Below are 22,195 nucleotides of genomic sequence, written 5' to 3'. Positions count from 1 at the left end.
CTTCTACTTGATCTTCTGACGGCGCGCGGCGGTCAGCCCTTGGCCCCGGCGCGACGCGCCAGGTCCAGAGCGGCCCGGACGGCCAATTCATAGCTGTGGGGGCCAAAGCCGGCGATCACGCCGGTCGCGGCCAGGGACGCATAGGAGTGATGCCGAAACGCCTCGCGCGCTGCGGGGTTCGACAGGTGGCATTCGACCACGGGGATGCTCAGCGTCTTCAGCGCGTCGAGCAGGGCCACCGAGGTATGGGTGAAGGCGGCAGGATTAATGACCAGGGCGTCGGCCTCGGTGCGGGCCTCCTGGATCCAGTCGACCAGCTGGCCTTCATGATTCGACTGGCGGAACACCACGCGCGCGCCGTCGGCCGCCGTCTCGCACATGGCCTGAACGTCGGCCAGCGTCTCTCGGCCATAGATGTCCGGCTCCCGAACCCCCAGCAGGTTCAGGTTCGGCCCGTTCAGGACATACAGGGTGAGAGTTTCGGGCATTCGCTCGCAAAACAGGCGCGCCGCCGCGCGGAATCGAGCGCGCGTTGTAGCCTAGGTGACGCGCGGCGCAAAGCGGGCGGGGAAAAAGGGTGACGTAGGGGTAGGGTGGCGGCGGCGAGAGGGCCTTGGGGAGGTCGGTTAAGGGGGTATCTGCGAAGTTCGCGCCTAGCCAGAAGCCCCCGCGCGCCTGAAGATGTTCAGGGGTAATGCGGTCCGTCCACATGGGTCCCGCTCAAATCCATATTGTCCTGGTTGGCAACGAGATCGAACCGTTTGAAAAACGCCAGTGCCTCCCCTGGTGATATGGAAATATCGACCGCGCGCAAGGCTTTTGGAGCGGGCTCAAACTCGGGAGAGTCAGTAAGGTATGCGACCAGCGACACGTTTGTCACGGGGCGGTTGGTCACTCCGCTCGATGTGATCCTGAAAGCTACAACCCGTTCGTCTGGGGCCGCTTTTCCCAAGGCAACGAGATATTTGGTGATCGACAGAGTGTCGGAGCGGTCAGCGGCTACCGTGCCCTTGAAGTCGTCGTACTGAACGCCGGCGGTGAAAGTGCTCATCATGGTTCCTTTGAAAACGCCGAGGCCGAGCCGGATGAAGAGGATCGAGCCGATCTCGCTGAGTTAATAACTATGGCTTAGCTTCTCCGCCCCGCAATACCCCCGCGCTCATAGGGAATTCGAGGGCCCTAAGCGGAGGCGAGGAGCGTCTGAGAGAGGTTGATAGCGGGCCTAGGCCGTGGATTTGATGTCCCGCGCCGGAACCCCCATTATCTGCCGTCTCCGAAAGAGGCCTTGCCTCTCCACCCTGCATCCTCTGGAGCGAACAGTTTGCGTATCGAAGTCAACGGCGAGGCGCGGGACACCGCCGCCACGACCATTCTGGGTCTGGTTCAGGAGCTGTCGCTGGACCCCAAGAAGGTGGCGGTCGAGCGCAATCTGGAGATCGTGCCGCGCTCGCTGCACGGCCAGACGGCGCTGGCCGAGGGCGACAGGATCGAACTGGTGCAGTTCGTGGGCGGGGGCTGACCCTACAGCCCCGCTCATCCCCGCGGAGGCGGGGACCCAGTGCTTTGGCTGCAAGCACGACGGGCTGAGGTTGAGGGCGGGGCTCTTACTGGGTCCCCCGCCTCCGCGGGGATGAGCGGTAGAGAGGGGCCGCGCGCTCATCAAATCCCGCAACGGCGCTTCCCCCCGGCGGCGGGCGGCGCTACTTCCCTAGGCATGACTGACACCGCTCCCCGCACCGACAGCTGGACCGTCGCCGGCCGCACCTTCAACTCGCGCCTGATCGTGGGCACCGGCAAGTATCGCGACTACGCCCAGAACGCGGCGGCGGCTGAGGCGTCGGGCGCCGAGATGGTCACCGTGGCCGTGCGTCGGGTGAACCTGACCGATCCGAACCAGCCGGTGCTGACGGACTTCATCGACCCGAAGAAATACACCTATCTGCCCAATACGGCGGGCTGCTTCACCGGCGAGGACGCGGTGCGGACCCTGCGCCTGGCGCGCGAGGCGGGCGGCTGGACCCTGGTCAAGCTGGAGGTCCTGGCGGACCCGAAGACTCTGTTCCCCGACATGGAAGAGACTCTACGGTCGCTGAAGCTGCTGACCGCCGAGGGCTTCGAGGTCATGGTCTATTGCACCGACGACCCGGTCTATGCGCGCAAGCTGGAGGACGCGGGCGCCGTGGCCATCATGCCGCTAGGCGCGCCGATCGGCTCGGGGTTGGGGGTGCAAAACCCGATCAACATCCGCCTGATCGTCGAGCAATCGAAGGTGCCGGTGCTGGTCGACGCGGGCGTCGGCACGGCGTCAGATGCGGCCATCGCCATGGAACTGGGCTGCGATGGCGTGCTGATGAACACCGCCATCGCCGAGGCGCGCGACCCGATCCTGATGGCCAGCGCGATGAAGCACGCCGTCATCGCCGGGCGCGAATCCTATCTGGCCGGGCGGATGAAGAAGCGGTTCTACGCCGATCCGTCCTCGCCGCTGGCGGGGCTGATCTGATCTCCTCCCCACGACGTGGGGAGGTGGCGCGGCGCCGATAGGCGTCGTGATGGAGGGGCCGCTTGGTTCAGCCGTTGCTGAGCCCCTCCACCGCTTCGCGGTCCCCCTCCCCATGAAATGGGGAGGAAAGGCGTCAGCCCTTTTTCTTGGCTGCCTCGATCAGGGCGCCGACCTCGCGCGGGTCGATGCCGGGGCTGGCGACGCCGTTGATGAAGAAGGTCGGCGTGCCCTGCAGGCCCAGCGCCGCCGCCGCCGTGTGGATGTCGGTGACGTGGCGCGTCATCTCGGGGGCCGAGATGGCGGCGTTCGCCTTGGCCATGTCGACGCCGTTGTCGGTCAGGATGCGGTCGATGGCGGCGCGGTCCAGCGCGCGCTCGGCCATCAGGGCGTCATAGACGGCCAGGTATTTGCCCTGTTGATGCGCGGCCAGGGCGGCGCGCGCGGCGTATTGGGAGGTCACGTCCTCGCCCCGGTCCAGGATCGGCCAATCCTTAAAGACGAAGCGCACCTCGGGGTGGGCGGCCATCAGGGCGCGGTATTCGGGCGCAACCGCCTTGCAGCCGGGGCAGCGGAAGTCGAAGAACTCGATCACCGTCACCTTGGCGTTCTCAGGGCCGAACGCCGGGTCGCGCGGATCGGCGGCCAGCAGGGTCGGATTGGCGGCGGCGGCGGCGTTGATGCTCTGAACGCGCGACTGGGATTCGGCCGTCTCACGCGCAGCCAGCACTTCGTCCAGCACCTGGGGGTTCTGGATCAGATAGGCCCGCACCCGCTCGCCGAAACCGCCGGTCAGATAGGGCGCAGCTGACAGGGCCAGGGCGACAGCCGACATGCCGGCGGCGGCCCAGCCCAGCGTCGTGCCCGACAGGCCCAGGCGCGCCTTCTTCGGCGTGGCGGTCGGGGTCGGTTCGGGGCGCGCGTCGTCAGTCATCAGGGTCTCGTATTATCAGGCAGTGCAGTAGGGGGCGGGAAGGGCTCATTCCCCGCCGGGCGGGATGACGCCGGAGCGGCTGCGCTGTTCATTGCGGCGCTCGGCGTCGGTGATGTCCTTCTCAGTGGCGCCCGAGGCCAGGACAATGTCGGTGGCGCGGCGCCATTCGATGGAGTTTCGGTCCAGCATGTCGCGCGCGCGCATGGCGAACTGGGCGGCCTGATCCGGGCGACGCAGGGCGAACCAGTATTCGGCCGAAGCCAGGCGCGCCTCGCCCTCCTTGCCCTGGCTGGAGTAGGCCTGAGACAGCAGGCGCCAGGCTAGGTTGTTGTCGGCCTCCAGCGCCAGGGCGCGCTTCAACTGGTCTTCCGCCTCGGTCAGCCGGGCCGTGTCGTTGGTTTCGATCAGGGCATGGGCCAGGTTGATGCGCAGCAGCGGCGCGTCCGGCTTCAGCTCGACGGAGCGTTCATGGGCGCCGATGGCCTCGGCCGGGCGGCCTTCCTCGAACAGGATCTGGCCCTTGAGCTCCCAGAAGTAGGGGTTTTCGGGCTGTTCGGTCAGCAGGACGTCGACCGCGTCCAGCGCCTTCTGCGTCTGGCCGTCGCGATACCAGGCGATGGCGCGGGCGTAGCGGGCGGGCAGGGAGGCGTCGCTGGACGGATAGTCGCGCAAGGTGGCGTTGGGCGCGTCCATGAAGGCGCGGATTTTGGCCACGACCAAGGCGTGCTCAGCCATGCGCTGCGTGCTGTCGCGCTTGTCGTAGTGGGAGGCGGCCTCGACGGCGGGGCGCAGAGCCTCGATCCGCTGTGACGACAGGGGGTGGCTGCGGAAATAGGGATAGCGCCGCTGGTCCGAGAAGATTTCCTGCGAGCGGAAGTTCTCGAAGAACTCGACCATGCCGCGCCCGGATTCCCCGGCGCGTTCCAGAGCGCGGGCCCCGGTGATGTCGGCCTCGCCCTCCTGGCTCTGCATGTAGCGCAGGGCGCCCAGCGTGCCGAAATATTGGCTTGAGGCCAAAAGCGCTGCGCCCGCGTCCGGCGCGCCCGCGATCGCGGCCAGGGCGCCCAGAGCCATTGTCATGATCATCGGCTGCATGCCGGCGTTCTGGGCGCCGTCGCGCAGGGTGTGGCGGTTCTTGATGTGGCCGGCTTCGTGAGCGATCACGCCCAGAAGCTGATTGGGGCTTTTGGTCCGCAGGATCAGGCCGGTGTTCAACCCCATGATCCGCCCGCGCGTGGCGAAGGCGTTCAGGTCGTTGTCGTTGACCAGCAGGATTTCGACCTCGTTGGGGTCAAGGCCCATCGCGTCCAGCACCGGCTCGGACCAGTCATGGATGATGCCTTCGATCTCGGTGTCCCGGATCAGGCTCTGGGCCTGCGCGGATGCGGCCGAGGTCAGCACCGCAAGGGCGCCGACCCCGGCGGCCAGATAGCGCCGGAAGCGGGGTGCGGCGGGGGGCGTCCTGGTCATGAAGAACTCCAGAGCGATCGTCTCCCCCGCAGCTTCCAGCCTAATCGTGTCCGATCAACGGCGCCACCAGCCGCGTTTCGGCTTTGTCGGGGGGGCGACGATCTGGTTCGGATCCTCGGCGATGATGGCGGCGATATCGACTTCGGGCGTCGGCGCCGTGACCGGTTCGGCCAGGACGACGGCTTCCTCGGCCAGAACCTCCTCGATCGCCTGCTCGATGCGGGCGGCCACGGCGGGCGTGACGTCCAGCTCGGCCGGGACCGGGGTCGATTGCTCGGCCTCTGCGGCAGCCTCAGCCTCGGCAGCGATCGCCTCGGGGGCGGCGGCTTCGGCCTGTTGCTCGGCGGCGACCTCGTTTAGCTCCTCGGCGATGGCCGAGGTGACCTTGCGGCGCACGCGGCGACGCTTGGGCGCCTCGACGGGCTCCAGCACCGGGGCGGCCTCGGTCGCCGTTTCGGGCGAAGCGTTCGACGTTTCGTCGTCGATCACCACGGCGATGGGCGTGTCGGGCGAGCCGACAGGCGGCAGGCCTTCGTTGACGGCGCGATCCTCGACCTTGGCCTCATGCGTCACCTCGCCCCGGCCGCGACCACGACCGCGACGACGGCGCGAGCGGCCGTTGCGGCCTTCGCCCTCGGTCGCCTGTTCGGCGTGAACATCGCGCGGCTCGTGGCTGCGCTCGGCGTCATCCTCGGCGACGCGTTCGGCGCGCACCGGCGCCGGGTTGATCGGGTCGAACCAGACATAGGGATCCTGCAGCGACGGCGTACGGCCGCGCACCCAGGTGAAGACGTCGCGTTCGCCTTCCTCGCGAACCCGGCGACCGCCGCGGCGGCCCCGGCGACGGCGACCGCCGCGCCCGTCGTCATCGTCTTCTGCGACGACGGCTTCGGCTTCATCCTCCCGACCTCCGCCGCGACGGCGACGGCGGCGACGGCCGCCACGGCCGTCATCGTCCTGTTCCTGACGAGCGCGGCTTTCGTCGTCGTCCTCGTCTTCAGACTCCAGTTCGGCCTGGTTCTGATCGTCGCCGAAGTCCTCGTCCTCGTCGTGATCCTCGTCTTCATCGTCGAACGCGCTGTCGTCGAAGCCGTCGTCCAGGTCGGCCAGGTCGATGTGGCTTTCCGGCGCGACGAAGTCCTCGTTGGTTTCGGTGCGCTCGATCGAGTGCTCGCCCTGAGCCAGGCTGTCGTCGATCTGGATGACGACGTTCAACCCGCGCTGTTCCAGCAGGGACTGCAGATAGGCGCGCTTGTGGTTCAGGATGTACAGCGCCACGGCGGTCGAGACGCGCAGGTTCACCGAACCCGCGCCGTTCTTGCCGGCCTCGATGTCGACGGCGCGCAGGGTGGTCAGGGCCGCCGATTCGGCCGAGCGGACGCGTCCGGCGCCCTGGCAGCATTCGCAGACCTCGGTGGCCCCTTCGATCACGCCCAGACGGCGGCGCTGACGGCTGATCTCCATCAGGCCGAAGCCCGAGATGCGGCCCATCTGGATGCGGGCGCGGTCCTTGGCCAGGGCGTCCTTGACGGCCTTCTCAACCGCGCGGTTGTTCTTGCCCTCGTCCATGTCGATGAAGTCGATGACGATCAGACCGGCCAGGTCGCGCAGGCGCAGCTGGCGGGCGGCCTCGACGGCGGCTTCCATGTTGGTCTTGGTGGCCGTGGCCTCGACGTTGCGCTCCTTGGTGGAGCGGCCCGAGTTCACGTCGATGGCCACCAGGGCCTCGGTCTGGTTGATGACCAGATAGCCGCCCGACTTCAGCGGCACGACCGGCTGGTGAATCTGGGCCAGCACCTCTTCGATGCCGTTCGCGGCGAACAGCGGGCGCGAGCCTTGATAGAGATGAATTTTCTTGGCCTGGGAGGGCATCAGCACGCGCATGAAATCGCGCGCCTGTTTGAAGCCCTCGACGCCCTCGACCTGAATGCCGTCGAAGTCCTTGTCGTACATGTCGCGCACAGCGCGACGGACCAGGTTTTCTTCCTCGTAGATCATCGCCGGCGCGTTGGAGCTCAGCGTCGTCTCGCGAATCGTCGACCACAGGCGCAGCAGATATTCATAGTCGCGCTTGATCTCGGCGCGGGTGCGCTTGGCGCCCGCCGTGCGGATGATCAGGCCCATGCCCTGCGGCACCTTCAGCGCGGCGGCGGCGGCCTTCAGGCGGCGACGGTCCGAGGTGTTGGTGATCTTGCGCGAAATGCCGCCGCCCTTGCCGGTGTTGGGCATCAGCACGCAGTAGCGGCCGGCCAGCGACAGCCAGGTGGTCAGGGCCGCGCCCTTGGCGCCGCGCTCGTCCTTGACGACCTGCACCAGCAGGATCTGACGGCGCTTGATGACGTCCTGGATCTTGTAGCGGCGCATCAGGCGACGCTTCAGGCGCTCCTCGTCGGCCAGGCCGCCTTCCGATTCGCCGTCGTCGCTCTCACGGCCCAGATCATCGTGATCGTCGTCGTCGTCCGACTGCGCTTCGGCCATGATGGCTTCGCGGTCGGCGACCGGGATCTGATAGTAGTCGGGGTGAATTTCGTTGAAGGCGAGGAAGCCGTGGCGGTTGCCGCCGTACTCGACGAAGGCGGCCTGCAGGCTGGGCTCTACGCGGGTGACCTTGGCGAGATAGATATTCCCGCGAAGCTGGCGACGCGCGCGGGATTCGAAATCGAATTCCTCAACCTGGCGGCCGTCTACGATCGCGACGCGCGTTTCTTCCGCGTGCGCCGCGTCGATCAACATGGTTTTTGACATGAAGGGTCTCTCTCAGGCGCGCCAGGCCGTGCGCCGCGAGTTCAATCGCGGGAATGGGGGCGGCTCGCCGAATGGAAATGGGGGCCGGGGCGCGCGTCATCCCCTCGCAGAAAGCGAGTGCGGCAAGGTCTTGCCGAAGAGGATCGCAGGCGTAGTGGCCCATAAGGTTGTCGGTCCTGGGCCCGAACGCGCCGATCAAGGCTGCGTCCTGAACCCGTTCTCCGGATCGTCGGCCAGGCCGGGCGATCCTCGGAATAGGTGAAAGTCAACGCCGCGAGGAGGGCGCGGCCGGTCCCGCAGAACTGCGGGCGGCGCGATCAGTCGCATGCGGAACTCATAATAGGCACATGCGGCGGAAAATAAAAGAACCGCGACGATAAGAGGTCTTAACGAAATCCTTAAACTGCGGCGGCATCCTGCAAGGACAAACTACAGGGTAACTTCGGTTCATGGCCGGTCGGTGGCGCGACAATCTCGCCCTTTGGGGCGTCCGCGAATGGGCGATGACGGCCGTGGCCGTTCTCGTCGTGTGCGTCGTCGTGCTGGCGGCGGGACGCGGGCTGGCTTTCGGGCCGGACGGAGAGGTCATGCGCCTGCGCTTCGGCGGCGACGCCCAGCGCACCCGCATCGTCGTCGATCTGGGCCGCAGCACGCGCGGTCAGGTGATTGAGGACGGGTCGTCGGGGCGGGTGATCCTGGCGCTGTCGGGCGTTCAGCCGGGGCGTGGGCTGGACGGTTCAGGCTCTGGGCTGGTGCGCGGCTATGAGGTGTCGGCTTCGGGCTCTTCGTCGCGCGTGCGGTTGGACCTGGCGCGCGGCGCGGAGATCGAGCGCCGTTTCCTGCTGCCGCCCGGCGATGGGGTGGCTCACTATCGCTATGTCATCGACCTGAAGGCGACCGGCGCGGCCGCTGCGCCCGCCGTCGCCCCGCGGCGCGAACAGGTTCGGGCTGAAAAGCCCCTCATCGTCATCGACGCAGGCCACGGCGGCCGCGATCCGGGCGCGCAAGGCCAGCATGTTCAGGAAAAGGCCGTCACCCTGGCCGCCGCTCAGGAGTTGAAGGCCGCGCTGGAGCGCACCGGCCGTTATCGCGTGCGGCTGACGCGAGACGGCGACGTCTATGTCGCTCACGGCCGCCGGGTTCAGGTGGCGCGCGATGCGGGCGCGGACCTGTTCATCTCCCTGCACGCCGACGCCGGTTCTGATCCGGCCCTGCGCGGCGCCAGCGTCTACACCCTGTCTGAACAGGGCGCAGGACGGGCCGTGCGCGAGTTCACCAAGGGCGAAGACTGGCAGCGCGACCTGCGCCTGCCGGGGCGCGATCCCTCGGTCGACCGCATCCTGCTGGACATGACCCAGCGCGCCACCCAGAACCGCTCGGCCCAGTTCGCGCGGGTGCTGCTGACCCATATCGAGGGCGACAACCACCCCCTGCTGCGCCGCAGCCACCGCGACGCGGGTCTGGCGGTGCTGCTGGCGCCCGACGTGCCCGCCGTGCTGCTGGAGATGGGCTTCATCACCAATCCGGAAGACGAGCGCGTCCTGACCGACGAACGCGCCCGCCGCCGCCTGATGCGCTCGGTCGCCGAGGGCATCGACCGCTATTTCCGCGAACCCGCCGCCCCGGTGATGGTCGCCGGCGAGATCGCCGGGGGCTGATTTCCTCCTCATGCAATGGGGAGGGGAAGGCTTTGCGTTATTCCTCCAGCGCCGCTTTCGCGCGCCTGAAGATGTCCTCGAACATTTCGGCGGTCAGTCGGCCGGTGTTCGTGTTCAGCCGCGAGCAATGATAACTGTTGATCAGGGTGTAGGGGCCGACCTTGCCCTCGACCCCATGCCCGGCCGGAATGGCCGAGCCGGGATAGCCCAGCGTCCGCAGGATGCTGCGCCGGGACACGTCGCCCAGCGTGACGATCACCTTCAGGCGGGGCAGGGCGGCCAGCCGGTCCACCAGGAAGGGCCGGCAGGTGTTCTCCTCCGCCGCCGTCGGCTTGTTCTGCGGCGGGGCGCAGCGCACGGCGTTGGTGATCATGCAGTCGATCAGCCGCAGGTCGTCGTCGCCGTTCGGATCATATCGGCCTTCAGCGAAGCCGGTCTTCTTCAGCGTGTCGTACAGCAGCCAGCCTGCGTGGTCCCCGGTGAAGGGGCGGCCGGTGCGGTTGGCGCCGGTGCGGCCGGGCGCCAGACCTGCGATCAGCAGGCGCGCGTTCGGGTCGCCGAACGAGGGCGCGGGGCCGTTCCACCAGTCCGGGTTCTGGCGCGCGTTCTCGGCCCGATAGGCGACCAGTCGCGGGCACAGGGGGCAGTCGCGGGGCGGCTCGGGGTTCACAGAAGCGCTCACGCGCGGTCGTTCCGATCCAGGGTGCGGGTCACGCCCTGATTCATCGGGGCCTTGGGCTTGCCCACCTCATTGACGATGTCGGCCAGGTCGATGAAGGCGTCCGCCTGACGGCGCAGGTCGTCCGAAATCTGGGGCGGCTGGCTCTTGACCGTCGAGACGACGGTGACGCGCACGCCCTTGGCCTGCATGGCCTGCACCAGACGGCGGAAGTCGCCGTCGCCGGAAAACAGCACGGCGTGGTCGAGGCGCGGCGCCAGTTCCAGCATGTCGACCGCGATCTCGATGTCCATATTGCCCTTGGTGCGGCTGTGGCCTTGAGGATCGACATAGCGTTTGACCGGCTTGGTCACGACGGTGAAGCCGTTGTAGTCGAGCCAGTCGACCAGAGGGCGGATCGGCGAGAATTCCTCGCCCTCGATCACCGCTGTGTAATAATATGCGCGGATCAGCCGGCCCTCGCCGGTGAAGCGCTGAGACAGTTTCTTGAAGTCCAGATCGCAGTTCAGGGCGCGAGCCGCCGAATAGAGGTTGGCGCCGTCGATGAACAGGGCGATGCGGTCGTCGGGATGGTCGGTCATGAAGAAAATGAGTCCGTCGGAATGATCGAGAAAATGAACGCCCGGAACGACGCGGCCGAAACGGCGTCTGGTCTGGATGACGCAGTCATCGTCGCCCTGGGCTGCAATGACAAGGGCGCATGGTCGTCCTGCGTCGAGGCGCTGGAGGCGGGCCTGGCCCGATTTCGCGCCGAGGGGATCGACGTGCTGGCGCGGTCCTCCTGGTGGTCGTCGCAGGCCTGGCCCGATCCGACCGATCCGCCGTTCCTGAACGGGGTAGCGATCGTCAGCACCGCCCAGGACGCCCGGACCCTGATGCGGACGCTGGCGCGGATCGAGGATGTCTGCGGGCGGGTGCGCACGACGCGCAATGCCCCGCGCACCCTGGATCTAGATCTGATCGCCTATGGACGGCTGAGCGGCGACCTGGATGGGCTGATCCTGCCGCACCCGCGCGCGGCTGAACGGCTGTTTGTCATGGGACCGCTGGCCGAGCTGGCGCCCGAGTGGAGGCACCCCGTGTGCGGCCGGATGGCGCGCGATCTGGCCGCGGCGGCGCCGGTCGGGCGCGACGCCTTCCCGCTGCACAGGGCTTGACGCGGGGCGGGCTGTCGGGCGAGGGGAGGGATGACGAACGCCGATCCGCCTCAATGACGCCTTCGCGGCGTTGCACAATCGGCTTTCAACCTATATTTTGTGCGGTTCTCCCTGCCGCCAGAGGATTTTCATGGCCCGCGTCACTGTCGAAGACTGCATCGAAAAGGTGCCGAACCGCTTTGGTCTGGTTCTGCTGGCCGGCCACCGCGCCCGCAACATCGCCAACGGCGCCGCGCTGACGCTGGACCGCGACAACGACAAGAACCCGGTCGTGGCCCTGCGCGAACTGGCCGACGAAACCGTCGTGCCGGAAGAACTGCGCGAGAACATCATCACCACCCTGCAGCGCGTCGATGAGCGCACCGAGGCCGAGGACGAAGCCGAAGTCGTGGCCCTGCTGGCCGAGCCGCAGCACATGAACATGGCCGAAGCCGAACTGATCCGTGCGCTGCAAAGCGACCGCGACGGGGGCCAGGAGGAGCGCTACTGACGACCGACCCGGTCACCAAGGTAGCCAGGCGGACGGCGCGGCCTCAGATGGACACGCCGATGGACCCCGCCGCGAATCTGCAAGACAACACATCGGCGTCGTCTCTTCCCGAGGCGGCGCCGAAGTCGTCTGAAGGCCCTGCATTGTCTGATACCAAGCGCGCACCGATCATGCGCCAGTTCGAACTGATCGAGGCGGTCAAGGCCTATGACCCGACCGCCGATGAGGCGCTGCTGAACCGCGCCTATGTCTATGCGATGAAGATGCACGGCTCGCAGCTGCGGGCCTCGGGCGATCCTTATTTCGCCCATCCGATCCAGGTCGCGGGGATTCTGACCGACTATCGGCTGGACACGGCGACCATCGTCACCGCCCTGCTGCATGACGTGGTCGAGGACACTTCCGCCACCCGCGACGATATCGCCGCCATGTTCGGCGAGGAGATCGCCATCCTGGTTGAGGGCGTGACCAAGCTGTCGCGGCTGGAGCTTCAGGCCGAACACACGCGCCAGGCCGAGAACCTGCGCAAATTCATCCTGGCCATCTCCAAGGACGTGCGGGTGCTGCTGGTCAAGCTGGCCGACCGTCTGCACAACATGCGGACCCTTCACTTCGTGAAGCCGGAGAAGCGCGAGCGCATCAGCCGCGAAACGCTGGAAGTCTATGCGCCTTTGGGCCGTTCTATCGGCATCCACTCCATCGCCGCCGAGCTGGAGGAACTGGCGTTCGAGCATCTGAACGCCACGGCCCGCGTCGCCATCCAGCGTCGTCTGGAGGCCCTGAAGCTTGAGAACGGCAGCGCCATCGAGGCCGTCTCGCCCGAGATCGAGCGCGTTCTGGCCGAAGCTGGCGTGCAGGCGCGGGTCAAGGGACGGGAAAAGACGCCCTATTCCATCTGGCGCAAGCTGCAGCGCAAGACGGTCGGCTTTTCGTCCCTGTCGGACATCTACGGCTTCCGCGTCATCGTGGAGAGCGAGGACGACTGTTACCGCGCCCTGGGCGTCATCCACCGCGCCTGGCCGATGGTGCCGGAGCGGTTCAAGGACTTCATCTCGACGCCCAAGTCGAACAACTACCGCTCGCTGCACACCACGGTGGTCGGGCCCGGCGGCCTGCGCATCGAGATGCAGATCCGCACCGAGGCGATGGACCGGGTGGCCGAGGACGGGGTGGCGGCGCACTGGCGCTACAAGAACTCGTCCTATGGCTTCGACCGCGAGGCGATGGAGGCTGACGGCGGCCGCGACCCCCTGCTGAACCTGCGCCATCTTGTTCAGGTCATCGAACACGGAGAGGGGGGCGAAGACTGGGTCGAGCACGCCAAGCTCGAAATGTACCTGGATCAGGTCTTCGTCTTTACGCCCAAGGGCACGCTGATCACTCTGCCGCGCGGCGGGATGCCGCTGGACTTCGCCTATGCTGTCCACACCGAAGTCGGCGACACCGCCGTCGGTGTGAAGATCAACGGCGAGTTGAAGCCTATGCGCACCGCGCTTCAGAACGGCGACGTGGTCGAGATCATTCGCGGGACCAAGCGGGAAGTCCCCACCGACTGGCGCAGTCTGACGGTCACGGGCCGGGCCCGCTCGGCCATTCGCCGCCACATCCGCACTTCCGAGCGTGAAGAGTTCGTGCGTCTGGGCAAGACGACGCTGGAGCAGACGCTGGAGCGGGCGGGCAAGTCGCTGGCCGAGGTCAAGCTGACGGAGGTGCTGAAGACCTTCGCCATGCCGTCCGAAGAGGACATGTTCGACGCCATCGGTCGCGGCCGACTGGCCGCGACGCGCGTGGCCGAGACCCTGTTCCCGGCGCTGAAGGGTCAGTTGAAGGCGGGACCCGAGCGCAAGCGCATCGGCGAGGAATCGCCGCGTCTGTTCGTGCGCGGCGGCGGGCTGACGCCCGGCGTCAGCATCCATTTCGGCCAGTGTTGCTCGCCGGTTCCGGGCGACCGCATCGTCGGCATCCTTGAGCCGGACAAGGGGCTGACGGTCCACACCATCGACTGCCAGACCCTGGCCGATTTCGCCGATGACGACTCTGTCTGGCAGGACCTGCAATGGACGCCGCAGGCCGAGCGCAGCGCCGTCGGATCGGTCAAGCTGCACGCCACCCTGACCAATACGCGCGGCGTGCTGGGACAGGTGGCCTCCATCATCGGCGAGGCGGGCGGCAACATCCTGAACCTGTCGATGGCCCATCGTCAGCACGACTTCTACGACGTCGACATCGACGTGGAGGTCGAGGACGCCCGCCACGCTACCATGATCATTGCGGCGCTGAGGGCCAATCCTTACGTCGATACGGTTGATCGCGCGCGCGGCTGAGCCGCGCCGACGCCATCCATTTTCTCAAAGGTCGAAATGTCTCCCGAACAACAAAGACTCGCCAACGAGGCCCAGGTGGCCTCGCCCTCCTATCGTCTGGCCGCCCTGGATCAGGACTTCCTGCTGGGCGAATCGATGCGCGGCGTGCGCTTCCTGATGGAGTATGAAAAGGCGGAGCAGGCGCTGAAGGCCTGGGGCGTGCGCTCGACCATCGTCGTCTTCGGCAGCGCTCGCGTGGGCGCCAACGGCGACGGCCGCCACGCCTATTGGTATGAACAGGCCCGCCAGTTCGGCCGCATCGCCTCTGAACGCGGCGGCGCCTTCCGGGGCGAGCCGGGCGAGGTGCGCGACAACGTCATCGCCACGGGCGGCGGGCCGGGCATCATGCAGGCCGCCAACCAGGGCGCGCACGAGGCCGGGGCGCCGTCGATCGGCTTCAACGTCACCCTGCCGCACGAACAGTTCCCGAATCCGTGGTCGACGCCGGAACTGACGTTCCAGTTCCACTACTTCGCCATGCGCAAGATGCACCTGGCCATGCGGGCCAATGCGCTGGTGGTCTTCCCCGGCGGCTTCGGCACTCTGGACGAGTTGTTCGAGATCCTGACTCTGCGCCAGACCGGCAAGGCGCCGCCGATCCCCATCGTCCTATTCGACGAGGCTTACTGGCGCTCGGTCGTCAACTTCGACACCCTGATCGAGCACGGCATGGTCAAGGCCTCGGACATGGACCTGTTCGCCTTCGCCGACGACGCCGAGACGGTTTGGGCCAAGCTGCTGGAAGGCGGGCTGAAGCCCAACGCCGAGATCAAATAGGGCGCGGGTTGAGGGCGGTCGTCACAGGGTCTAAGGACGGCGTTCATGAACACTGAAGACGTCCTCAACGAATTCCGCGACGCCGGCGCCCTGCGCGAAGGCCATTTCGTCCTCTCGTCCGGCCTGCACAGCCCGGTCTTCCTGCAGAAGAACCTGGTCTTCATGGACGGGGCTCGCTGCGAGCGCCTGTGCAAGGCGCTGGCGGAAAAGATCGTCGCCACGGTCGGCCCGGTCGACGCGGCGATCTCGCCCGCAGTGGGCGGCATCATTCCCGGCTATGAGACCGCCAAGCACCTGAAGGTCCGCTCGATGTACGTCGAGCGCGAGGGCGGCGAGTTCAAACTGCGTCGCGGCTTCTCGGTCGAGCCGGGCGAGAAGGTCGTCATGGTCGAGGACATCGTCACCACGGGGCTGTCGTCGCGTGAATGCATCGCCGCGATCCAGAAGGCGGGCGGCGAAGTCGTCGCAGCCGCCTGCATCGTCGACCGTTCGGGCGGCAAGGTCGATGTGGGCGTGCCCCTGATCGCGCTGGCCTCGATGGAGGTGCCGGCCTATCCGGCCGACGCCCTGCCGCCGGAACTGGCCGCCCTGCCGGTCGAGGATCCGGGCAGCCGCCGCCTGTCCAAGTAGCAAGAGAGAGAACGGGATGAAGCGTCAGCGGGTTCGTCTGGGCGTCAATATCGACCACGTCGCCACGGTTCGTAACGCGCGCGGCGGCGCTCATCCCGATCCGGCCCGCGCGGCCGATGCCGCGCTGGCGGCCGGAGCCGACGGCATCACCGCCCATCTGCGCGAGGATCGCCGCCACATCACCGACGCCGACATCGACGTGCTGACGGCCCTGTGCCGCCGCGCGGACAAGCCGCTGAACTTCGAGATGGCGGTGACGGAGGAGATGCTGGCCATCGCCCTGCGCCACACGCCGCACGCCGCCTGTCTGGTGCCTGAACGCCGCGAGGAAGTGACGACCGAGGGCGGCCTGGCCGTCGCCGGTCATGAGGCCCGCATCGCCCCGGTGGTGAAGGCCCTGTCGGACGCCGGCATCCGCGTCAGCCTGTTCATCGAACCGTCCGAGGATCAGGTCGAGGCCGCCGCCGCCGTCGGCGCCCAGGTGGTCGAGTTCCACACCGGCCGCTATTGTCTGCTGGGCGATCCGGCCGAGCGTGAAGCCGAGTTCGAGCGCCTGGCCGCCGCCGCCGCTCAGGCGGATATTCTGGGGCTGGAGGTCCATGCGGGCCACGGTCTGAACTACGCCACGGCGGGGTCGATCCTGGCCATTCCCGAGATCGTCGAGCTGAACATAGGCCACTTCCTGATCGGCGAGGCGGTCTTCGTCGGGCTGGACGCCGCCATCCGCCGGATGCGGGCGGCGATGGACGAGGCGATTTTCGGGGCCGGGTCGTGATTATCGGCGTCGGCGCCGATCTGTCGGACATTCGGCGCATTCAGGCCTCGCTGGACCGTTTCGGCGACCGTTTCAAACAGCGGGTCTTCACCGAGCTGGAGCGCACCCGCTCGGACCGCAAGGCCGACCCGGCGTGGAGCTACGCCAAGCGGTTCGCGGCCAAGGAGGCCTGCGCCAAGGCGCTCGGCACCGGGATGCGCTCCGACGTCTATTGGCGCGACATGGGGGTGGTGAACCTGCCGTCCGGCCAGCCGACCCTGGCCCTGACAGGCCACGCGGCCGAGCATCTGGCGCGCCTGACACCGGCGGGTCATGAGGCGCGCATCCATCTGACGCTCAGCGACGAGCATCCCTATGCGCTCGCCTTCGTGGTGATCGAGGCCCTGCCCAAGGCCTGACGACGCCGCGAAGGTTGCGGTTCCTTCATCATCCAAAGTCTTGCTCGCGGCCGTTTCAGAGACTACGCCTCGACCTTCAAACCCCGCGTTCGGCGGGGGATTCGAGCAGACGATGAGCGACGACCCCAAGGCGAACGGCGGAGCGGCCAACCCAGCTCTTCATCCGGCTGAACAACGGCCGATCTGGAGCGATGACGGCGACGCGCCATTCGACATCGGGGACGACCCCGAGGCTCTCGATAGCGAGACCCCGATCTATGCGCCTCGGCGCTCCAGGAAGGCCAAGCGAGTGAAGAAAGAAAAGTCCGCGAGCAACGAAACGGTCGAGATCATCAAGACCGTCGTTTTCGCCCTGCTGATCGCGCTGGTGCTGCGAGTGCTGCTGTTCCAGCCCTTCACCATCCCGTCGGCCTCGATGGAGCCGAACCTGTACGAAGGCGACTACATCGTCGTGTCGAAGTGGTCGTACGGCTATTCCAAGCACTCGATCCCGTTCAGCCCGCCGGTGTTCAACGGCCGCATCCTGGGACGCGAGCCCGCGCGCGGCGACATCGCCGTGTTCAAGCTGCCGCGCGACAACAAGACCGACTACATCAAGCGCGTGATCGGCCTGCCGGGCGACAGGGTGCAGATGATCGCCAACAAGCTCTACATCAACGGCGCGCCGGTGCAGGACGTGGTGGTCACCCGCGCCGAGATGGCGGACATGTTCGGCCCGCGCGCCGTGACCCAGGTCCGCGAGACCCTGCCCGGCGGCAAGAGCTTCATGACCCAGGACTTCGGCCCCGGCAACGAACTAGACGACACGCCGCTGTATGAGGTTCCGGCCGGCCACTACTTCATGATGGGCGACAACCGCGACAACTCGATCGACAGCCGCGTCGAGATGTCGTCAGGCGTGGGCATGGTTCCGGCCGAGAATCTGGTCGGCAAGGCCGAGATCATCATGTTCTCGTGGACGCCGGGCGCCTCGTTGTTCAACCCGGTCAGCTGGTTCGCCAACGTGCGCTTCAGCCGGTTCTTCAAGATCCTCGACTGATGGCGGGCGGACGCACGAATGTGCGCGCCGAGGCCGTGGCGGCCCTGCGTCGTCGGCTTGGCCATGCTTTCGCCGAGCCTGAGCTTCTGGAACGCGCCCTGACCCACTCCAGCGTGGGCGAGGGCGCGGGACCGCAGGTTCCGGCCGACAATGAGCGACTGGAATTCCTGGGCGACCGGGTGCTGGGCCTGCTGGTCGCGGACCGGCTGGTGCGCGAGTTTCCGGCGGCGGACGAGGGGCAGTTGTCCGCCCGTCTGCACGCTCTGGTGGATAAGACCGCCTGCGCCCGCGTAGGCGAGCGACTGGGCGTCGGCGACGCCCTGCGCCTGTCGCCCGGCGAGACCAAGACCGGCGGCCGCAGAAAGGCCGGAGTCATCGCCGATGCTGTTGAAGCGATCTTGGCGGCCGTCTATCGCGACGGCGGCCTGATCGCGGCGCAGGCCGTGTTCGAGCGCGCCTGGGCCGAGGAACTGGCTGCGCCCCCGGCGCCGGCCATCACCAATCCCAAGTCCGCCCTGCAGGAATGGGCGCAAGGCCAGGGCCGCCCGCTGCCGACCTATGCGGTGGTCCAGCGCACCGGTTCGGACCACGCGCCGACCTTTACGGTCGAGGCGACGGTGACAGGATATGAACCCGCCCGAGCTCAAGGGCGTTCGCGACAGGAGGCGGAAAAGGCCGCCGCCGTCGCTCTTTTGAAACGTGAAGGCGTGATTTGACCGAGACCCCCGAAACCACCGAGATCAGCAACCAGCGCGCGGGCTTCGCCGCCATCATCGGCGCGCCCAATGCGGGCAAATCGACGCTGGTGAACCGGTTGACGGGCTCCAAGGTCTCGATCGTCACCCAGAAGGTGCAGACCACGCGCTTTCCGGTGCGCGGCATCGCCATCAAGGGCGACGCCCAGATCGTGCTGGTGGATACGCCCGGGATCTTCACGCCGCGCCGTCGCCTGGACCGTGCGATGGTCGCCTCGGCCTGGGGCGGGGCGCAGGACGCCGATGTGGTCGTCCACCTGATCGACGCCCAGTCGCATATCGACGCCGAAGGCCGCGAAGGCACGCCTGCGGACCGTCGCTCGGCCGAGGACACAGAGACCATCATCGCCAACCTGCAGGCGACGGACACCAAGGTCATCCTAGCGCTGAACAAGATTGACGGGATGCGCCGCGATACGCTGCTGGCCCTGTCGCAGCGCCTGTTCGAGACGGGCGTCTATTCCGAGGTCTTCATGATCTCGGCCCTTAGCGGCGACGGCGTCGACGATCTGATGACGCGGCTGGCGCTGGCCATGCCGGAAGGGCCGTGGCTCTATCCCGAAGACCAGTCGGCGGACGTGCCCCTGCGCGTGCTGGCCGCCGAGATCACGCGCGAGAAGGTCTATCTGCGCGTCCACGAGGAGCTGCCCTATTCGGCGGCGGTCGAGACGACCAGCTTCGAGGACCGCGCCGACGGTTCGGCCCGCATCGAACAGACCATTTATGTCGAGCGGGAAAGCCAGCGCCCGATCGTCCTGGGCAAGGGCGGCCAGACCCTGAAATGGATCGGTCAGAAGGCGCGCGAGGAGCTGATCGAGATCCTGGATCGGCCCGTTCACCTGTTTTTGACCGTCAAAGTCGATCCCAAATGGCAAGACTCAAAGGCATTGTACGCCCAGTTCGGCCTGGAGTTTGACGTCTAGTCTCGTGTTCATCGTTCCCAAGACTGCGGGCGGCAGGCCCTGGTTTCTCGGCTCGCTCGTCGCGGCCGGCCTGATATCGGCCGGGGCGGGCGCGTGGTTCCTCAACGCCGTTGCGCCTGAGACCCAGGCGGCGGTCGTCAACCAACCGGCTGCGCCGAAGCGCCCGCCGGTCGAGGTGGTCGAGGCCCTGCCGCAGTTGAAGGAACGACTGGATCGCCTGGCCGCGGCCAAGCAGTTCACCGGCGCCGTGCTCGTGTCCAAGGGCGATCAGGTGCTATTCCGCCAGGTCTACGGCAAGGCGAACTATGAGCAGGACACGCCGTTCGCCCTGGACACCCGTTTCCGCCTGGCCTCGGTGTCCAAGCAGTTCACGGCCGTCGCTGTCCTGAAGCTTCAGGACGAGGGCAAGCTGTCGGTTGACGATCCCGTCTGCAAATGGATTGAGCCGTGCCCCGCCGCATGGGCGCCGCTGCGCATTCACCACCTGCTGTCGCACACCTCGGGCATTCCAGACCTGATGGCTCAGGCCGAATGGGGGCGTATTCGCGTCACCCATCGCACGCCGCAGGAGCTGACCGAGGCCTCGGCCCGCTATGGCCTGCAGTTCGAGCCGGGGACCAAGGTCCGCTACAACAACGCCGCCTTCAATCTGGCCGCCGTAATCGTGGCCAAGGCCAGCGGCCAGACGTTCGAAAACTATCTGGAGAAGTCCATCCTCCGGCCGCTAGGCATGAAGGATACCGGGTCTGACGTGCACGACGATGCTCAGGGCCTGGCCATGGGCTACGGCCTGTTCCCGGCCGGGCTGACGCCGCAGCCGATCGCCAACGTCAGCATCGTGGCGGGGGCGGGGGCGTTGTATTCGACGCTGGACGACATGCTGGCCTGGAACCGCGGCCTGCATCAGGGCCATGTGCTGAGCCGCAAGGCCTATGCCGATCTGATCGCCGACCACGCGCCCGACGACATGCCTGAGCGGCGCGGACCGCACCGGGCCTATGGCTATGGCCTCTATGTCAGCGCCCTGGGCGAACGGAACTCGGCGCCGTTCAGCGATCGCCAGATCTATCACACCGGCAGCTGGGCGGGTTTCCGCAACCTGGTGTCCTATCAGCCGGATGAGCAGGTGACGGTGGTGGTGCTGTCCAACAACTACCACCTGCGCGATCTGGTGCTGCTGATCAATCAGCAGGCGATGGCCGAGGCCCTCGGTCGTCCGGTCCCGGCCGCGCTGAGCCGCTGAGGCGCGGGTTTCTCCTCCCCATTTCATGGGGAGGTGGATCGGCGGCGATAGCCGCCGAGACGGAGGGGCCGCTTGGTTGCGCCGTGATTAAGCCCCTCACCGCTACGCGGTCCCCCTCCCCACGAAGTGGGGAGGAGAGGCGGTCACGGCTTCATCGACCCCGTTTCGATATAGCGCTGGTGCCACGACAGCGCCTCGGTCAGCAGGTGCGGCGACTGCAGGCCGTACGACCCCTTCATGGCGCGGGCGTAGTAGTCGGCCAGCGCGTCGCGATAGTCGGGGTGGGCGCAGTTGGCGATAATGACCTTCGCGCGCTGCTTGGGCGACAGGCCGCGCAGGTCGGCCAGACCCTGTTCGGTGACGATGACCTGCACGTCCTGGGTGATGTGGTCGACGTGGCTGGCCATGGGGACGATAGCGGAAATCTTGCCGCCCTTGGCCGTCGACGGCGTGACGAAGCAGGAGATGTAGGCGTTGCGCGCAAAGTCCCCCGAGCCGCCGATGCCGTTCTGGATGCGCGAACCCATGACGTGGGTCGAGTTGACGTTGCCGTAGATGTCGGCCTCGATCAGACCGTTCATGGCGATGCAGCCCAGACGGCGGATGATCTCTGGGTGGTTCGAGATCTCCTGCGGGCGCAGGATGATCTTGCCGCGGAACTGCTCCATGCGGCTGTTCAGATCGGCGGCGGCTTCGGGGCTGAGCGAGAAGGCGGTGGCCGAGGCGACCGTCAGCTTGCCCGAGTCCAGCAGGTCCAGCATCCCGTCCTGCAGCACCTCCGTATAGGCGGTCAGGTTCTCGAAGGGGCTATCCTGAAGTCCGGCCAGCACGGCGTTGGCGACATTGCCCACGCCCGATTGCAGCGGCAGCAGATGAGCGGGCAGGCGCCCGACCTTCACCTCATGCTGCAGGAACTCGATCAGGTGGCCGGCGATGGCCGTGGCGCTGGCGTCCGGCGCGGCGAAGGGCAGGTTGCGGTCGGGGCTGTCGGTCTCGACGATGGCGGCGATCTTGGACGGATCGACGCGGAAGACGGTCTCGCCGATCAGGTCGGTCGGCTTGGTCAGAGGGATCGGCACCCGGTTCGGCGGCAGGGCGGTGCCGTAGTAGATGTCGTGCATCCCTTCCAGCGCCGCATTCTGCCAGCTGTTGACCTCCAGGATGATACGGTCGGCGCGGTCCAGCCAGGTCTTGTTGTTGCCGATGGACGAGGAGGGGATCAGCGCGCCGTCTTCACGGATGCCCGACACCTCGACCACCGCCGTCTCCAGCGGCCCGAGGAAGCCCTGCCAGGCCACCGGCGCCACCTGCGACAGGTGCATGTCGAGGTATTCCATCTCGCCCTTGTTGATCTTCTCGCGGGCGATGGGGTCTGAGTTGTAGGGCAGGCGGAACTCGATGCCGTCCGCCTTGGCCAGGGCGCCGTCGAGCTCAGGCCCGGTCGAGGCGCCGGTCCAGACCTTGAGCCGGAACGGATTGCCGGCCGCGTGCTCGGCCTCGATCCGCTCGGCCAGGGCCATCGGCACGACCTTGGGATAGCCCGAGCCGGTAAAGCCGCTCATGCCCACGGTCGAGTTCGCCGGGATCAGGGCGGCGGCGTCCTGGGCGGACATGATCTTCGACTTGAGGGCGGCGTTACGGACGCGGGACATCGCAAAC

22 protein-coding genes are annotated in these 22,195 nt (G+C 67.1%); 14 read left to right on the top strand and 8 right to left on the bottom strand.

The window, feature by feature from the left end:
* Positions 1–32: 32 nt before the first annotated feature.
* Both aroQ and ACLBV5_RS02885 read right to left on the bottom strand, forming a co-directional pair.
* The gene (gene aroQ / locus ACLBV5_RS02890) at positions 33–488 is read right to left on the bottom strand and encodes a type II 3-dehydroquinate dehydratase (RefSeq protein WP_253120107.1); all 456 of its coding nucleotides are present in this window, start codon (positions 486–488) and stop codon (positions 33–35) included.
* 197 nt (positions 489–685) lie between these two features.
* Positions 686–1,051 carry a hypothetical protein gene (locus ACLBV5_RS02885; RefSeq protein ID WP_447604751.1) on the bottom strand — a complete coding sequence of 122 codons (366 nt, stop codon included), beginning with the start codon at positions 1,049–1,051 and terminating at the stop codon, positions 686–688.
* A 270-nt stretch (positions 1,052–1,321) separates the two neighbouring features.
* Here ACLBV5_RS02885 and thiS point away from each other — a divergent pair, with 270 nt between their 5' ends.
* Both thiS and ACLBV5_RS02875 read left to right on the top strand, forming a co-directional pair.
* Complete coding sequence (thiS, locus tag ACLBV5_RS02880; protein WP_253120101.1) at positions 1,322–1,519, top strand: sulfur carrier protein ThiS; 198 nt, start codon at positions 1,322–1,324, stop codon at positions 1,517–1,519.
* Between the two features lie 195 nt (positions 1,520–1,714).
* On the top strand, positions 1,715–2,503 hold the full coding sequence (locus tag ACLBV5_RS02875) for a thiazole synthase (RefSeq protein WP_191742991.1): 789 nt from the start codon (positions 1,715–1,717) through the stop codon (positions 2,501–2,503).
* A gap of 133 nt (positions 2,504–2,636) precedes the next feature.
* Here ACLBV5_RS02875 and ACLBV5_RS02870 read toward each other — a convergent pair whose 3' ends face one another.
* The 3 genes from ACLBV5_RS02870 to ACLBV5_RS02860 are packed head-to-tail and all read right to left on the bottom strand — an operon-like array spanning position 2,637 to position 7,649.
* Positions 2,637–3,434: a thioredoxin domain-containing protein gene (locus ACLBV5_RS02870; RefSeq protein WP_447604750.1), complete on the bottom strand. Its 798-nt coding sequence runs from the start codon at positions 3,432–3,434 to the stop codon at positions 2,637–2,639.
* Positions 3,435–3,479: 45 nt separating this feature from the next.
* Positions 3,480–4,904, bottom strand: coding sequence for a M48 family metalloprotease (locus ACLBV5_RS02865; protein WP_447604749.1), 1,425 nt, complete (start codon positions 4,902–4,904; stop codon positions 3,480–3,482).
* A gap of 54 nt (positions 4,905–4,958) precedes the next feature.
* Entirely contained in the window at positions 4,959–7,649 is a 2,691-nt protein-coding gene (locus tag ACLBV5_RS02860) for an Rne/Rng family ribonuclease (RefSeq protein ID WP_447604748.1), read from the bottom strand.
* Positions 7,650–8,098: 449 nt separating this feature from the next.
* Here ACLBV5_RS02860 and ACLBV5_RS02855 point away from each other — a divergent pair, with 449 nt between their 5' ends.
* Positions 8,099–9,307: an N-acetylmuramoyl-L-alanine amidase family protein gene (locus ACLBV5_RS02855; RefSeq protein WP_303683610.1), complete on the top strand. Its 1,209-nt coding sequence runs from the start codon at positions 8,099–8,101 to the stop codon at positions 9,305–9,307.
* Between the two features lie 37 nt (positions 9,308–9,344).
* Here the strand turns inward: ACLBV5_RS02855 and ACLBV5_RS02850 are convergent, their stop codons facing one another.
* Together ACLBV5_RS02850 and ACLBV5_RS02845 are read right to left on the bottom strand one after the other, a co-directional pair.
* On the bottom strand, positions 9,345–9,989 hold the full coding sequence (locus ACLBV5_RS02850; RefSeq protein ID WP_278070877.1) for a uracil-DNA glycosylase: 645 nt from the start codon (positions 9,987–9,989) through the stop codon (positions 9,345–9,347).
* Positions 9,986–10,567, bottom strand: a complete 582-nt coding sequence (locus tag ACLBV5_RS02845; RefSeq protein ID WP_447604747.1) for a LabA-like NYN domain-containing protein — start codon at positions 10,565–10,567, stop codon at positions 9,986–9,988. The genes ACLBV5_RS02850 and ACLBV5_RS02845 overlap by 4 nt, the downstream gene beginning before the upstream one ends.
* Before the next feature lie 21 nt (positions 10,568–10,588).
* Here ACLBV5_RS02845 and folK point away from each other — a divergent pair, with 21 nt between their 5' ends.
* The 11 genes from folK to ACLBV5_RS02790 all read left to right on the top strand — a co-directional run bounded on the left by folK (position 10,589) and on the right by ACLBV5_RS02790 (position 20,536).
* Entirely contained in the window at positions 10,589–11,143 is a 555-nt protein-coding gene (gene folK, locus ACLBV5_RS02840) for a 2-amino-4-hydroxy-6-hydroxymethyldihydropteridine diphosphokinase (protein WP_313632355.1), read from the top strand.
* Positions 11,144–11,273: 130 nt separating this feature from the next.
* Positions 11,274–11,633, top strand: coding sequence for a DNA-directed RNA polymerase subunit omega (gene rpoZ, locus ACLBV5_RS02835; RefSeq protein ID WP_003168108.1), 360 nt, complete (start codon positions 11,274–11,276; stop codon positions 11,631–11,633).
* 170 nt (positions 11,634–11,803) lie between these two features.
* On the top strand, positions 11,804–13,957 hold the full coding sequence (locus ACLBV5_RS02830) for a RelA/SpoT family protein (RefSeq protein ID WP_253120719.1): 2,154 nt from the start codon (positions 11,804–11,806) through the stop codon (positions 13,955–13,957).
* Positions 13,958–13,993: 36 nt separating this feature from the next.
* Positions 13,994–14,773: an LOG family protein gene (locus ACLBV5_RS02825; protein WP_253120086.1), complete on the top strand. Its 780-nt coding sequence runs from the start codon at positions 13,994–13,996 to the stop codon at positions 14,771–14,773.
* A gap of 45 nt (positions 14,774–14,818) precedes the next feature.
* Positions 14,819–15,403, top strand: coding sequence for an orotate phosphoribosyltransferase (gene pyrE / locus ACLBV5_RS02820; RefSeq protein WP_025976757.1), 585 nt, complete (start codon positions 14,819–14,821; stop codon positions 15,401–15,403).
* Positions 15,404–15,419: 16 nt separating this feature from the next.
* Positions 15,420–16,178: a pyridoxine 5'-phosphate synthase gene (locus ACLBV5_RS02815; RefSeq protein ID WP_447604746.1), complete on the top strand. Its 759-nt coding sequence runs from the start codon at positions 15,420–15,422 to the stop codon at positions 16,176–16,178.
* Positions 16,175–16,576, top strand: coding sequence for a holo-ACP synthase (acpS, locus tag ACLBV5_RS02810; RefSeq protein ID WP_253120082.1), 402 nt, complete (start codon positions 16,175–16,177; stop codon positions 16,574–16,576). The genes ACLBV5_RS02815 and acpS overlap by 4 nt, the downstream gene beginning before the upstream one ends.
* A 112-nt stretch (positions 16,577–16,688) precedes the next feature.
* Positions 16,689–17,615, top strand: coding sequence for a signal peptidase I (gene lepB, locus ACLBV5_RS02805; protein WP_447604745.1), 927 nt, complete (start codon positions 16,689–16,691; stop codon positions 17,613–17,615).
* Entirely contained in the window at positions 17,615–18,331 is a 717-nt protein-coding gene (gene rnc, locus ACLBV5_RS02800; RefSeq protein WP_134580536.1) for a ribonuclease III, read from the top strand. Before lepB ends, rnc begins: the two co-directional genes overlap by 1 nt.
* Entirely contained in the window at positions 18,328–19,293 is a 966-nt protein-coding gene (gene era / locus ACLBV5_RS02795) for a GTPase Era (protein ID WP_303706099.1), read from the top strand. The genes rnc and era overlap by 4 nt, the downstream gene beginning before the upstream one ends.
* Positions 19,294–19,297: 4 nt before the next feature.
* On the top strand, positions 19,298–20,536 hold the full coding sequence (locus ACLBV5_RS02790) for a serine hydrolase domain-containing protein (RefSeq protein ID WP_447604744.1): 1,239 nt from the start codon (positions 19,298–19,300) through the stop codon (positions 20,534–20,536).
* A 143-nt stretch (positions 20,537–20,679) separates the two neighbouring features.
* Here the strand turns inward: ACLBV5_RS02790 and ACLBV5_RS02785 are convergent, their stop codons facing one another.
* On the bottom strand, positions 20,680–22,188 hold the full coding sequence (locus ACLBV5_RS02785) for an acetyl-CoA hydrolase/transferase family protein (RefSeq protein WP_447604743.1): 1,509 nt from the start codon (positions 22,186–22,188) through the stop codon (positions 20,680–20,682).
* Between the last annotated feature and the right edge of the window lie 7 nt (positions 22,189–22,195).

It is taken from the genome of Brevundimonas sp. M1A4_2e (genome assembly GCF_053345555.1).
The sequence above is the reverse complement of the archived record's forward strand: the minus strand, read 5'-3'. Positions and strand labels throughout refer to the sequence as shown.